The following is a 12,665-nucleotide window of genomic DNA, read 5'->3' on the forward strand; positions in this document are numbered from 1 at the left end:
TGAACACGCCGATGGTGGCGAACGCGGAGTACGGCGAGTTCGTCAACTCCCATCCCGAGGTTGCCGCCGACGAGTCGTACAAGAACCCGATGCCGGTCGAACTGATCGAGGCCGTCGACATCAGCAACGCGATCGTCTACCTCGCCTCCGACGAGGCTCGTTACGTCACCGGTGTCACGTTCCCGGTCGACGCCGGCTACAACATCCGCTGAAGCGAAGGAGCTTGCACATATGACCACCACCGAAGCCTCGACGGGTACCGCCCCGTCGATTGCCGACCGCGAACAGGTTTTCATCGGCGGCCGCTGGGTCGATTCGACCGGCGGCGAATGGGTCGACGTCGTCGACTCGTTCACCGAGGAGAAGGTCGCGCGGGTGCGCACCGCCACGGCCGAGGACGTCGCCAAAGCGGTTGCCGCAGCGCGTGAATCATTCGACAAGGGTGAGTGGGCGTCGCGCACCATGGCAGAGCGCGCCGATGTCGTCGACGCCATCGCCGACCGCCTCGAACGGCGGGTGGACGAGCTCACCCCGATCGGGGTCATCGAGGTCGGCGTACCTGTGAGTGTCAGCCGGCCGACCCAGGAGATGGTCGGCGGGTTGTTCCGTGCGGTCGCCGCGGTGGCCCGCACGTTCGAGACCACCGAGGAGCGCCCGCGTGCAGCGGGCGGTGTCTCGCGCATCGTGAAGGAACCGACGGGAGTCGTTGCCGCGATCATCCCGTGGAACGGCCCGGTCGGCACGATCGCGTTCAAGCTCGCCCCGGCGCTGGCCGCGGGTTGCTCGGTCGTGCTCAAGACCGCGCCGGAGGCACCGCTCTCGCCGTCGGTGTTCGCGGACATCATCGCCGAGTTGGTTGCGGAGGGCCGCATTCCCGAGGGCGTGGTCAGCGTGCTGTGCGCCGACCGCGAGGTGTCGGAGACGCTCGTGACCAACCCCGACGTCGACCACATCACCTTCACCGGCAGCACCGCGGCGGGCCGGCGCATCATGTCGCTGGCCGGCGAGCGCATCGCACGGGTCTCGCTCGAACTCGGCGGCAAGTCCGCAGCGATCATCCTCGACGACGCCGACATCGACCACGTGGTGCAGACGCTCCCCATGGGGGGCTGCATGCAATCCGGTCAGGCGTGCATCGCCCTCTCGCGCGTGCTCGTCTCCCGCAAGCGTCACGACGAGGTGCTCGAGGTCCTGAAGGCCGCGTACGGCGCGCTGCCGATCGGCAACCCGTGGGAGCCGACCAATTTCCTCGGCCCGCTCGCGTCGAAGCGTCAACAGGACCGCGTCCTGGGATACATCGACATCGCGAAGGAGGACGGCGCGAAGGTCGTGCTCGGCGGCGGTCGACCGGAGGGATTCGACAAGGGCTTCTTCGTCACACCGACACTGCTCGACAACGTCGACCCCGACTCCCGGATCGCGCAGGAAGAGGTCTTCGGTCCGGTCATCTCGGTGATCACCTACGAAGACGAAGAGGACGCCATCGCGATCGCCAACAACTCGATGTACGGGCTGTCGGGTGCGGTGTACACGGAGGACATCGACCACGGGTTCGAGGTTGCGCGGCGCATCCGCACCGGCACCATCAGCGTGAACACCGCGACGATGGACTTCACCCTGCCGTTCGGCGGCTATAAGCAGTCCGGCGTGGGCCGTGAGGGCGGCCTCGAAGGTCTCGAGGAGTTCTTCGAGATCAAGACCGTCCACATGCCCGCTCCGGCCCGGTAGGACCGACGACGACGCCCCGCGATTCGATCCGCGGGGCGTCGTCGTTGCGTCGTGGGTGGTCGTACGACTGCCGATCAGGTCAGTGGGCCGACACGCTCGGTGGGCCGACACGCTCAGTGGGCCGACACGCTCAGTTGGCTCTTGTCCGCGATCTCTACCTGAGCGTTGCGCACCACGCCGTGGAGGAAGCTGCGGATCATCTCCTCGAACAACTGCCGGGAGGTCATCTCGTTCTCGGCGAGAGCTCGCGCCAGCAGCGGCTGCGACTCCGGGTCGACGTTCGGGAAGATCGTGTTCTTCGTACTCGGCTTGCGCATCGCCTCGGTGAGCACTGCGCCCAGCGTCAAACGCTCCATGCCGTCGAGAATCTGGACGTGCAGGCGGGCCGGCACGCCGGACTCCTCCAGGAATCGGGCAGTGTCCTCGTAGGTGCCGATCAGCAGATCACGCGGAAGATACTGGAGCAGGATCGGCGCGGCATTGCGGTGCTTGAGGATCGACTGACGCAGATTCATGCTCAGCGTCACGAAGTACTCGGGCCAGTCCGGGCCGGGCCTGCGGCGTGGCAGGGTGCCGGCGCCGGCAATCTGTCGCGCGACAGCCTGGAGGATCTCCGACTTGTCGGCGAAGTGGTGGTAGAGGGAGGGCGCCCGTACCCCGAGGTGCTTCGCCAGCCGCGGCAGGCTGAAGGCATCGAGTCCCTCGGAGTCGATGATCTCGATGGAAGCCGCCACCGCGGACGCGCGACTGATGAGAGGCTTCGACGGTCGGGCCATCATCTACTTTCAGCTCGTGCGGTCCACCGGGCGGGTCTGCCCGGCGGGTGACCTATAGATGCTATCTGTTCCGGTCCGGCCGGTGGTTACGCCGTGAGGACGGCCTCGTCGAGGAACTCGACCAGGCCGCGGCTCAACACGTCGTTGTCGTCGCCGCCCACCATGTGCCCGGCACCGCCCACGTCGATGTACCGCGCCCCGGGGATCAGTTCCAGGAGTTCGCGCGCACCTTCGATGCTGACGACGTCGGACTGGGCACCACGAATCAGGAGGGTCGGAACCGCGACGGCGCGCGCCGCGGCCCGGGCCCGCTCCTCGCGCTCCGCGGCAGCATCCGGAAGGTTCGTCCGATGCGACAGCATCCGCGGATCCCAGTGCCAGTACCAGCGACCGTCTCGCTCGCGCATGTTCTTACGCAACCCCTCCACCCGCGGCGGACGGCTCCGGTGCGGGTTGTACGCGATCACGGCGTCGAGCGCGTCGTGCAGGCTGTCGAAGCCCGCCAGTCCCGCGCGCATGAATCCGGTGATCTTGGCCAACCCCTCGGGTTCGGCCTTCGGGGTGATATCCACCAGCACCAGCGCGCGGGAGAGCCCCGGATTGTCTCCTTCGGCGACGAGTGAGGCCATACCGCCCATCGACGCTCCCACGAGCACCGGTGGCTCACCGAGTTCGTCGACGATCGTGCAGATGTCGCGCGCGTGTGCGTCGGAGCTGTAGTCGCCGTCGTCGGCCCATCCGCTGTGGCCGTGCCCGCGCGCGTCGATCGCGTATGAGCGCCATCCTTGTTCCGAGAGACGGATTCCGGTGCGCTGCCACGAGTGCCTCGTCTGCCCGCCGCCGTGCAACAGCAGGACGGTCCCCTTCCGCTCGGACGGGGGCTCCCAGACATCGGCGACCAGGGAAACGCCGTCGCCCCGAAGTGTGGTCACGGTGCTGGAGATCGTCATCGTTTCGCCCTTCGTCGTCGGAGTCAGTGTCCGGAAGTCCCACCGTCGACGGCGAGCGTCGACCCGGTGATGTAGCCGGAAGCACGGCTGGCGAGGAACACGACGGCGGCGTCGATCTCGCGCTGCGTGGCGGTGCGACCGAGCGAGCAGCCGCGCAGGAACTCCTCGAGGGTATCCGACGACATCTCGGCGATCAGGTCGGTCTCGACGAAACCCGGCGCGATCGCGTTCACGCGGATCCCTTTTCGCTGCGACCACTGATGGGACAGATCGCGGGTGAGGCCGACGAGACCGGCCTTGCTCGCGGCGTAGGCGGCCTGGGGGAGCACCGACTTGACCAGCCCGAGCATGCTCGCGATGTTGACGATGCTCGAGCCCGGCTTCATCACGCGTCCGCATGCTTGCGCTGCCCAATACGCGCCGAGCAGATTCACGTCCAGCACGGAACGGAAATCCTCGGGTCGCTCGCGCGTCGCGGGTGCGGAATGGGTGACGCCGGCGTTGTTGATCAGGATGTCGAGCCGACCGAACTCGGCGACCGTGGCCCGGGCGAGGGCGTCGCACTGCTCGGGGTCGGTGACGTCGGTGGGGACGATGAGGCAGCGTCGGCCGGTGGCCTCGATCGTGGGGCCGACGGCGTCCAGCTTCTCGCGACGGCGTGCGGCGATCACCACGTCCGCCCCGGCCTCCGCGAGGGCGCGCGCGAACCCTGCTCCGAGGCCGCTGCCGGCGCCCGTGACGACGGCGACGGACCCGTCGAGCCTGAAGAGGTCGAGGATCGAGCCGGTGTCGCGTGCGGTATCTGTCGAGGTCATGTGGCTGCTCCCGGTGCTGCGTGTCATGAGGTTCGGCTGCGGGCCTTGCGTCCCTTAAAACTAATTACTTAAGATTAGAGCGTAGGTGATGTCCAGGGGAACGGAAACACTGATGGCCGGAAGCACCGATGTGGAGCAGGGCAAGATGCAGGTGATCGGCAAGGACGCACTTGCAGACGGCGTCGTGGCGGTGCGGTTCGCCGATCCCGACGGGGGGACCGTCCCCGCATGGGAACCCGGATCGCACATCGACGTCATCATCGACGAGTCGACGGTCCGGCAGTACTCGCTGTGCGGCGACCCGGCCGACGACACCTGCCTGACTGTGGCGGTCCTCCGTGAGGAGAACGGACGCGGCGGATCGCGGTGGATCCACGACTCGCTACAGGTCGGCGACCTCGTCAGCATCGCCGGCCCCCGCAACAACTTCAGCCTCGAGCCCGCGCAGTCGTATCTCTTCGTCGCGGGCGGAATCGGCATCACGCCGATACTTCCGATGGTGCGGGCGGCCGACGCGGCCGGCGCCGACTGGAGGCTCCTGTACGGCGGACGTACCCGCGCGAGCATGGCTTTCGCGGACGGCCTCGTCGCCCGGTATCCCGGCCGGGTCGAGCTCCGGCCTCAGGACGAATGCGGGCTCCTCGACCTGGCGGCAGCGCTCGACGCCCTCGGGGACGGCACCGGTGTCTACTGCTGCGGGCCGGAACCACTGCTGCACGCCATCGAGAACGAGTGCCGCAACCGCTCGGGGGTCACCTTGCACGTCGAACGGTTCGCCGCGAAGGAGCGGCCGGCCGACGCCGTCGACGGGGCATTCGAGGTGGAACTCCGGCAATCGGGCAAGACGATCACTGTCGACTCGGGCGAAACACTGCTCGACGCGGTGCTCCGCTCGGGCGTCGATTCGCCGTTCTCGTGCCGCGAGGGAACCTGCGGTACGTGCGAAGCCACTGTGCTGGAAGGAATTCCGGATCATCGCGACTCCGTCCTCACCGAGGACGAGCAGGCGGAGAACGACTGCATGATGATCTGCGTATCCCGCAGCTGCACCCCCAAGCTCACTCTGGATCTGTAGATCGGCCCATGGTGACCCTCCGTCTCGCCACTGCGCGAACGCGTGTGCGCACACCTGCCGTCTCGCCCGGTGTGCTGATCCCGGCGCTCTGCTTCGTCGTGATGATCACCTCGGTCATGCAGACCGCCGTCGTGCCGCTGATGCCCGATATCGCGGCGCAGCTCGGGGTGGGTACGAATGCGGTGGGATGGATCGTCACCGGGAATCTTCTGACGGCCACAGTCTGTACGCCGCTGCTGGGCAGGCTCGCCGACCGACGTGGACCACGAAAAGTGCTGCTGGGCATCCTGGGAGTGGTGCTCGTCGGTTCGTTGCTGTGTGTCGCGTGGGACTCGTTGCCGGTACTCATCGCCGGGCGAGCGCTGCAGGGGACGTCGTTCGCGCTGTTTCCGATCGGCGTCGCTGTGCTGCGCAGCGCTCTCGGGCCGTATCGGCTCACGGCGGCGCTCGGCATCATGTCGGGAACGATGAGCGTCGGCGGCGGTGCGGGAATGATCGCCGCCGGACTGCTGTACAGCGACGGCGACGACTATCGTCGCGTGTTCTGGCTGCTGGTGGCGCTCGCGGTGATTGCAGCTGCACTTGCGTGGGCGGTCGTTCCCGGTTCGCCCGGTTCCGGGACCGGATCCGGATCCGATCTCTGGGGTGCGGTCGGGCTCGCGGTCGGCCTGTCCGCACTGCTTCTGGCGCTCGCGCAGGGCGGGACGTGGGGTTGGGTGTCCGTGCCGACGATCGGTTGTGTCGTCGCGGGTGTGCTCGTGCTTGCCGCCTGGTACCGGCACGAGCGGCGATCCGATGCGCCGCTGGTGGCCCCAGCCCTCCTGACCGCACGTGCGGTGGCGCCCGCCCACCTTGCCGCGTTCCTCGTGGGAATCGCGATGTTCGTGCAGTTCCTGGCCACAGCCGTGTTCGTGCAGGCCGCCCCGGAGGAAGCGGGGTACGGGTTCGGTGCTTCGGTGCTCGAGACGAGCCTGCTGTACCTGCTGCCCGGGCAGGTTGTCGGCATCTCCGCGGCTGCGGTGAGCGGGTTTCTCGTGCGGAGGTTCCGCGCCGAGCGGGTGCTGATGGTGGCGTGCGCTATCGGCGTGTGTGGGTTCGCATTTGTCGGGTTCGCCCACGACCGCCCGTGGCAGGTGATCGTTGCGGTGGCGGTCCTCAATGTTTTCGTCAGCGTTGCCTACGGCGCCCTGCCGGCAATGCTCGTCGAGCATGTGTCGCTGCACGACACCGGTGTTGCGAACGGCATCAACGCCATCGCACGGACATTCGGCAGTTCGCTGGCGAGCGCGCTGGTGGGGATGCTCCTCGCGACGATCACGATCGCGGGTGCCGACATTCCCTCCGAGCGTGCGTTTGTGGCCGCATTCGTGATCGGCGGTGTGGCCGCGCTTGCCGCCGGGTTCGTCGCCGGTGCGAGCCGCCCTTTGCAATTTACAAAATTTGATTGACGTCTCATGAGTGAGCCTATAGCCTGAGGTGTACGCGATATGAGGACCCGCGCTCCTCTCGCGCTGAAAATTCTTGTACACAAAACAGATTCGTATTCTCTCGGTCAAGGAAGGCAAGGGACACATGGCTGCCACCGTCGGCTCGGCCCTGTATTGGTGGGCGAAGACCAAGGGGGAACAGAACGCGATCATCGTTGCCGGTGAGGCTCTGACCTACCGTGAACTCCAGGACTGGTCCAGCCGCGTCGCTCGTGAGATCGTCGACCGGGGCATCAAGCCGGGTGAGCGTGTCGGAGTGCTCGGCCCGAATTCGGTGACGTGGCCCGTGGTGGCACTCGGCGTACTCAAGGCCGGTGCGGTGCTCGTCCCGCTGAATCCCCGGTTCAAGCCGGCGGAACTCCGCAAGGTCGTCGATGACGCGGGTGCCGTCCTGGTCATCGCGCCGGAACAGTTCTCCGCAACGGTCGCCCAGGCGCGTGACCTCGGCGATCCCTTCGACACGTTCGGGTTCACCGACATCGCGGCGCTGCGGGAAGGGGAGCGCGACGACTTCCGCGTCGACCTCGCGCCCGACGACCCCACAGCACTTCTGTTCACCAGTGGCTCCACGGGGTTGTCGAAGGGCGTCATCTGCACCAATCGGACTCTGCTCAACATCGTGTTCGAGGCCACCCTCACCGAGGAAGGCTTCCGTCCGGGTTCCACGTCGCTGCTGGTGTTGCCGCTCGTGTTCACCCCGGGCCTCGTGTGGGGGCTGGTCATGTCCACGGTGCTCGGTGGCACGCTCATCATCGAGAAGGAACTCGATCCCGGTCGTGCCGCGGCACTGCTCGGTGAGCACAAGGTGCAGGCTCTGTTCGGGGTTCCGCTGATCTTCGAAGCGATCTCGCGGTCGCCCGAATTCGAGAAGGCCGACCTGTCGTCGCTGCGCACCGCGATCGTCGGCGGCGCGGCAGTCGCACCGGCCCTGTTGAAGCGGTGGGCCGACAAGGGCGTCGCGCTGCGTCAGATCTACGGCATGACCGAAGCCGGCGGGGTCGCGACCGCGACTCTCGTCTCCGAAGCCTTCGACCACCCCGACACCTGCGGGTCCGGCTCGATCTTCACCGAGACGAAGGTGGTCCGCACCGACGGCACCGATGCAGAGCCCGGCGAAGAGGGGGAGATCCTGCTGCGGGGACCCGGCGTGACCCCCGGCTACTGGAACGATCCGGAGTCGACGGCGTCCGCGTTGCGCGACGGCTGGCTGCACAGCGGGGACCTGGGCACCCTCGACGAGGGCGGGCGCGTCAAGTTCGTCGACCGCCTCAAGGACCTCATCATCACCGGCGGCATCAACGTCTCGCCCGTCGAGATCGAGCGTGTCATCAGTGGGATCCCGGGTGTCGAGGAGGTCGCGGTCATTGCCGCGTCCGACGAGCGTTTCGGCGAGACGCCCGCGGCGATCGTCACTGTGAAGGACGGGGTCGACGCGGCAACGATCGTGGAATACTGCGACCGTTTGGTCGCCGACTACAAGGTTCCGCGCTACGTCGTGATCCGGGACGAGCCGCTGCCCCGGCTCCCCAGTGGCAAGCTGTCGAAGACGGCGATCCGGTCCGAGTACCGGGACGTCTCCGAACGATTCGACAAGGTGCGCTGACGCACCCGTCGCGCAGAAAGGAGCCCTCGTGGCTCGGACCGGAACCGACGACGCGGTGATCCTCGAGCGGCACGGAGAGATCGCCGTCGTGCGCTTGAACCGTCCCGATCGGCTCAACGCGTTCACCAATGCGATGTGCTACCGGCTCATCGAGATCTTCGACGAGACCGACACCGACGACGAAGTACGCGCGGTTGTGCTCACCGGAACCGGCCGCGCGTTCTGCGCGGGCGCCGATCTCGCCGCAGGCGGCGACACGTTCGTCCTCGGCGACGATCCGGAGACCGGTGGAGCCCCCGCCGACACGGGTGGTCAGGTGACGCTGCGGATCTACCGTTCCCTGAAGCCGGTGATCGCGGCGATCAACGGGCCTGCAGCAGGCGTCGGCGTCACGATGACACTTCCGGCCGACATCCGCATCGCCTCGGATACGGCCAAGTTCGGTTTCGTGTTCACTCGCCGCGGCTTGGTGCCGGAGGCATGCTCGACGTGGTTCCTCCCGCGGGCGGTCGGAATCTCCACCGCCGTCGAATGGACGGTCGGCGGGAAGATGGTGCCGGTCACCGAAGCTCTCGACCGGGGTCTGGTACGTGAGGTCGTGCCCGCCGATCAGGTACTGGATCGCGCACTCGAGGTCGCCCGGGAACTGGTTTCGGGCACGTCGCCGGTATCGGCGGCACTGACCCGTCAGCTGATGTGGCGGATGCTCGGCGCGTCGGAACCCGAGGTTGCGCACCGCGCCGAGTCGATCGGCATCTATGTCCGGGGCTCCTCCGACGACGTGCGCGAAGGTGTCGACGCCTTCCTCGAAAAACGTGATCCGAAGTTTCCTGATCGCGTCTCGGATGGACTGCCGGATCTGTTCGAGTGACACTGGTGCCGCGTCGGACGCTCCGTGCCACAGTCGGGGGCCCGATGCTTGACAATGGTCATTACTTGTATCATTGCCCGTAGGAGTCGGTGAGGACGAGTTCGGGGGTGCGACATGGCGCGACGGCGGGCGAACGTCCTCAGTGAGAACGCAGAGGTGGCGCGAGGGCAGATACTGAAGGCTGCCGAGTCGATGTTCCAGCGGTACGGGCTCTCGAAGACCACGATGGACGACATCGCCAAGGAGGCCGGCGTTTCGCGGCCGACCGTCTACCGCTACTTCGGTGACCGTGACACGCTGATCACGGCCTTGATCGAGTTGCGGTCGCGCCGGCTGTTCGACAAGGCTCGTGCGTTCCTGAGGGAACGGACGACGTTCGCGGAGCAGATCGTCGACGGCCTGATCTTTCTCGTCGACCGTGGTCGCCACGATCCGATCGTCCGCTTGATCGTCAGTCCCGAACACATGGACATGGCGACGGCTCTGATCGGCAGCACCGGACTGGCGGTCCGGCTGACCCAGGAGATGTGGGCGCCGCTGCTCGACGAGGCCCGCGAACGAGGTGAGATCCGCGAAGGCCTCACCGACGAGGAGATCTGCCAGTGGATCGCGCTGGTGCAGCTCATCCTGGTCGGGCGGATGGATTTCGGCTCCGAGGGGGACCCGGAAAACAGACGGATGCTCACCAACTTCCTGCTTCCGGGAATCGTGACGGAGGAGGCGGCGGAACAGCTGCGGTCCGGTGGGGCAGCTGCTACTCCGACCCACTGAAGATCGCGGGTACGGAGTGGTAGACCCCGGACGCCGAACCGGGTAATGGCTCAGCGCGGCAGCGGAGTCACCCCCGCCGCCGCGAAGGCTCCCGCGACCACGTTCTCGTAGATGCGGTCGAGGTCGAGTTCGTCGCCGAGGAAGCCGCTGCGCACGATCGTGGCGAACCCGTGCATCGCGGTGAACAGGCTCACCGCGGCCTCGAGCGTGTCCTCCTCCGGCACCCCGCAGGAGGCGAGCATCGAGCGGAGCGCCCTGTTCGCGTCGAGGGCCGCCGCGATCAGGGCGCTGCGCTCGATCGGTTCCGTCGTCAGCGTCTGATAGCGGTGCGGATGCTCGGCGGCCCACACACGATGCGCATCGATCAGGGTGCGCAGGCCCTCCAGCCCGCTGCGCCCCATCGCCACCTCGCGCAGCCGCTCACCGAGGTCGGCCATCGTCCGCACCTGGATCTCGCCGCGGACGTCGTCGAGACCACGGACGTGGTTGTAGAGCGAGGCGGTGACGATGCCGAGGCGGCCGGCGAGGGTGCTCATTGTCAGCTGCTCCCAGCCCGACTCGTCCACCGCCTCCAGTGCCGCCTCGATCACCTTCTCGCGGCTGAGGTTTCGACGGCGCATCGGCCTCTTCTTCTCGGTTTCCATCCGCCCATCCTACGGGTCTTCCATTTCAAACGAATGTGTGTAGCTTATAAACGACGATCATTCGTAAACAAGTGCGAGGTGGTCCCGTGACGGCATCACGTATCGACCTGAAGAACCCCGATCTCTACACCGAGGGGGTACCCCACGACTTCTTCGCCGAGCTGCGGCACGGCTGCCCGGTCTACCGGCAGGACGAGGAGGACGGACCCGGCTACTGGGCGGTGACGCGCCATGCGGACGTCACCGCGGTCTCCCGAGACAGCGCGACGTTCTCGTCGGCGCTCGGCACGACCCAGATCGACGAGTTCGACGACGAGACCCGCCTCAAGCAGGCGGCGATGCTCGTCAACCTCGATCCGCCCGCGCACACCCGGCTGCGCCAGCTCGTCAGCCGCGGCTTCACGCCCCGGATGGTCCGGACGCTCGAAGGGCACATCCGGGACATCTGCAACCGCATCGTCGACGATCTGATCGAGCGGGGCCGCAACGGCGCGGTCGTCGACTTCGTGCCGGTGGCCGCCGCCCCGCTTCCGCTCGAGGTGATCGCCGCCCTGCTCGGCGCACCCACGGAGGACGTCGGCAGGCTCCACGACTGGTCCAACCGGATGATCGGGTTCGACGACCCGGAGTACGGCAACACCCAGGCCGACGGGGAACTCGCCGCCGCGGAGATCTTCTTGTACGCCAACGAGATCGCCGCGGCGCGCAGGGTGGAGCCACGCGACGACATCGTCTCCCGGCTCGTCCGGCCGGACGAGAACGGTGACACGCTGACCGAGATGGAGTTCGACATGTTCTTCGTGCTGCTGGTGGTGGCCGGGAACGAGACGACGCGCAACGCCACCGCCGGCGGCATGCAGGCCTTCATCGACCATCCGGATCAGTGGCGCCGCCTGCAGGCCGAGCCGGAACTCGCCGCCGGCGCGGTCGAGGAGATCCTCCGCTGGGTCACCCCGGTGATCGGGTTCCGCCGCACGCCGACGTGTCCGGCGACGATCGGTGACCAGCCCGTCGAGGCGGGGGACAAGGTGGTGGTCTACTACCCGAGCGCGAACCGGGACGAGGACGTCTTCGAGGACCCGCACGTCTTCGACATCGGCCGGACCCACAACCCGCACGTGGCGTTCGGGGGCACCGGGGTGCACTTCTGCCTGGGCGCCCACCTGGCGCGCCTGGAACTGCGCATCCTGTTCGAGACCCTGGCGCGCCGGATCGAGCGCATCGAGCCCGCAGGGCCGGTCCGGCGGCTGCGCTCGAACTTCATCAACGGCATCAACTCCATGCCCGTACGGGTGTATCCGAAGGTCTGAAGCGAATTCGGGTGGGTGGGACCATTGCCTCGGACAGGCGACCGTAGTAATGTCCAGACACGTGTCCAGAAATGTGAATCTCGAATCCACCCGCCGCCGTCTCACCGAGAAGCAGGCCGACACCGTGGACCGTCTGACGCGCGCTGCCGTCGAGGTCCTGCGGGAAGAGGGGTTCGCAGGACTGACCGTACGCAACGTCGCCGCTCGGGCCGGTGTCGCACCGGCCACCGCCTACACCTACTTCTCGTCCAAGGAGCACCTCGTCGCCGAGGTGTTCTGGCGCCGGCTCGCCGCCTCGCCCGAACCCGAGGCGGCCACGACCGACCGGGTCGACCGCGTGGTCGCGGTGCTGCGCAACGTCGCGCTGATGATGGCCGACGAGCCCGAACTCGCCGGCGCGGTCACCAGCGCGCTGCTCGGCCGCGACCCCGACGTCGAACACCTGCGCGCCCGCATCGGCCTCGACATCCGGGACCGGCTCGCCACGGCCCTCGGCCCCGACGCCGATCCCGACGAGATCGAAGCGCTGGAAATGCTCTACGCCGGCGCCCTCGTCCGGGCGGGCATGGGGTACGAGACCTACGAGAAGATCGCCGATCGGCTGGAGACCTCCGCCAAACTTCTATTGGAGTAGC

13 protein-coding genes are annotated in these 12,665 nt (G+C 67.3%); 9 read left to right on the forward strand and 4 right to left on the reverse strand.

Annotated elements, in window-relative coordinates; translation table 11 throughout:
• Positions 1–212, forward strand: a 212-nt coding sequence (locus AIIKEEIJ_RS26275) for an SDR family oxidoreductase (RefSeq protein WP_161996889.1), incomplete at its 5' end; no start/stop codon positions are given.
• Between the two features lie 19 nt (positions 213–231).
• Positions 232–1,728 (forward strand): aldehyde dehydrogenase family protein, encoded by a 1,497-nt coding sequence (locus tag AIIKEEIJ_RS26280; protein WP_161996890.1) that lies wholly within the window; start codon positions 232–234, stop codon positions 1,726–1,728.
• A 113-nt stretch (positions 1,729–1,841) separates the two neighbouring features.
• Here the strand turns inward: AIIKEEIJ_RS26280 and AIIKEEIJ_RS26285 are convergent, their stop codons facing one another.
• The 3 genes from AIIKEEIJ_RS26285 to AIIKEEIJ_RS26295 form a co-directional block, all read right to left on the reverse strand.
• Positions 1,842–2,504 carry a TetR family transcriptional regulator gene (locus tag AIIKEEIJ_RS26285; RefSeq protein ID WP_029541668.1) on the reverse strand — a complete coding sequence of 221 codons (663 nt, stop codon included), beginning with the start codon at positions 2,502–2,504 and terminating at the stop codon, positions 1,842–1,844.
• 86 nt (positions 2,505–2,590) lie between these two features.
• Positions 2,591–3,454 carry an alpha/beta fold hydrolase gene (locus tag AIIKEEIJ_RS26290; protein ID WP_050034672.1) on the reverse strand — a complete coding sequence of 288 codons (864 nt, stop codon included), beginning with the start codon at positions 3,452–3,454 and terminating at the stop codon, positions 2,591–2,593.
• Between the two features lie 23 nt (positions 3,455–3,477).
• Complete coding sequence (locus AIIKEEIJ_RS26295) at positions 3,478–4,269, reverse strand: glucose 1-dehydrogenase (protein WP_161996891.1); 792 nt, start codon at positions 4,267–4,269, stop codon at positions 3,478–3,480.
• Between the two features lie 112 nt (positions 4,270–4,381).
• Between AIIKEEIJ_RS26295 and AIIKEEIJ_RS26300 the strand changes: the two genes are divergently transcribed.
• The 5 genes from AIIKEEIJ_RS26300 (at position 4,382) to AIIKEEIJ_RS26320 (ending at position 10,076) form a co-directional block, all read left to right on the forward strand.
• On the forward strand, positions 4,382–5,344 hold the full coding sequence (locus AIIKEEIJ_RS26300; protein ID WP_082120195.1) for a PDR/VanB family oxidoreductase: 963 nt from the start codon (positions 4,382–4,384) through the stop codon (positions 5,342–5,344).
• A 71-nt stretch (positions 5,345–5,415) separates the two neighbouring features.
• Entirely contained in the window at positions 5,416–6,792 is a 1,377-nt protein-coding gene (locus tag AIIKEEIJ_RS26305; RefSeq protein WP_239010500.1) for an MFS transporter, read from the forward strand.
• 124 nt (positions 6,793–6,916) lie between these two features.
• Entirely contained in the window at positions 6,917–8,434 is a 1,518-nt protein-coding gene (locus AIIKEEIJ_RS26310; protein WP_029541679.1) for a class I adenylate-forming enzyme family protein, read from the forward strand.
• A 28-nt stretch (positions 8,435–8,462) separates the two neighbouring features.
• The gene (locus tag AIIKEEIJ_RS26315; protein ID WP_029541682.1) at positions 8,463–9,305 is read left to right on the forward strand and encodes an enoyl-CoA hydratase-related protein; all 843 of its coding nucleotides are present in this window, start codon (positions 8,463–8,465) and stop codon (positions 9,303–9,305) included.
• A gap of 114 nt (positions 9,306–9,419) precedes the next feature.
• The gene (locus tag AIIKEEIJ_RS26320; RefSeq protein ID WP_006936256.1) at positions 9,420–10,076 is read left to right on the forward strand and encodes a TetR/AcrR family transcriptional regulator; all 657 of its coding nucleotides are present in this window, start codon (positions 9,420–9,422) and stop codon (positions 10,074–10,076) included.
• Positions 10,077–10,126: 50 nt separating this feature from the next.
• On the opposite strand, the gene AIIKEEIJ_RS26325 is transcribed toward AIIKEEIJ_RS26320, so the two are convergent.
• Positions 10,127–10,720, reverse strand: coding sequence for a WHG domain-containing protein (locus AIIKEEIJ_RS26325; protein WP_161996892.1), 594 nt, complete (start codon positions 10,718–10,720; stop codon positions 10,127–10,129).
• A gap of 86 nt (positions 10,721–10,806) precedes the next feature.
• On the opposite strand from AIIKEEIJ_RS26325, the gene AIIKEEIJ_RS26330 reads away from it, so the two are divergent.
• A complete protein-coding gene (locus AIIKEEIJ_RS26330; RefSeq protein ID WP_161996893.1) occupies positions 10,807–12,030 on the forward strand; it encodes a cytochrome P450 in 1,224 nt (407 codons plus the stop codon).
• 73 nt (positions 12,031–12,103) lie between these two features.
• Positions 12,104–12,664 (forward strand): TetR/AcrR family transcriptional regulator, encoded by a 561-nt coding sequence (locus tag AIIKEEIJ_RS26335; RefSeq protein WP_006936248.1) that lies wholly within the window; start codon positions 12,104–12,106, stop codon positions 12,662–12,664.
• Position 12,665 lies beyond the last annotated feature (1 nt).

Source organism: Rhodococcus sp. YH1 (assembly GCF_009939605.1).
In the GTDB taxonomy this organism is placed as follows: Bacteria; Actinomycetota; Actinomycetes; order Mycobacteriales; family Mycobacteriaceae; genus Rhodococcus; species Rhodococcus aetherivorans.

Coding starts and splice junctions, on each gene's coding strand:
- AIIKEEIJ_RS26325 (WP_161996892.1), bottom strand. CDS start 10,720: ATGGAAACCGAGAAGAAGAGGCCGATGCGCCGTCGAAACCTCAGCCGC.
- AIIKEEIJ_RS26285 (WP_029541668.1), bottom strand. CDS start 2,504: ATGGCCCGACCGTCGAAGCCTCTCATCAGTCGCGCGTCCGCGGTGGCG.
- AIIKEEIJ_RS26320 (WP_006936256.1), top strand. CDS start 9,420: ATGGCGCGACGGCGGGCGAACGTCCTCAGTGAGAACGCAGAGGTGGCG.
- AIIKEEIJ_RS26300 (WP_082120195.1), top strand. CDS start 4,382: ATGGCCGGAAGCACCGATGTGGAGCAGGGCAAGATGCAGGTGATCGGC.
- AIIKEEIJ_RS26290 (WP_050034672.1), bottom strand. CDS start 3,454: ATGACGATCTCCAGCACCGTGACCACACTTCGGGGCGACGGCGTTTCC.
- AIIKEEIJ_RS26295 (WP_161996891.1), bottom strand. CDS start 4,269: ATGACCTCGACAGATACCGCACGCGACACCGGCTCGATCCTCGACCTC.
- AIIKEEIJ_RS26280 (WP_161996890.1), top strand. CDS start 232: ATGACCACCACCGAAGCCTCGACGGGTACCGCCCCGTCGATTGCCGAC.
- AIIKEEIJ_RS26310 (WP_029541679.1), top strand. CDS start 6,917: ATGGCTGCCACCGTCGGCTCGGCCCTGTATTGGTGGGCGAAGACCAAG.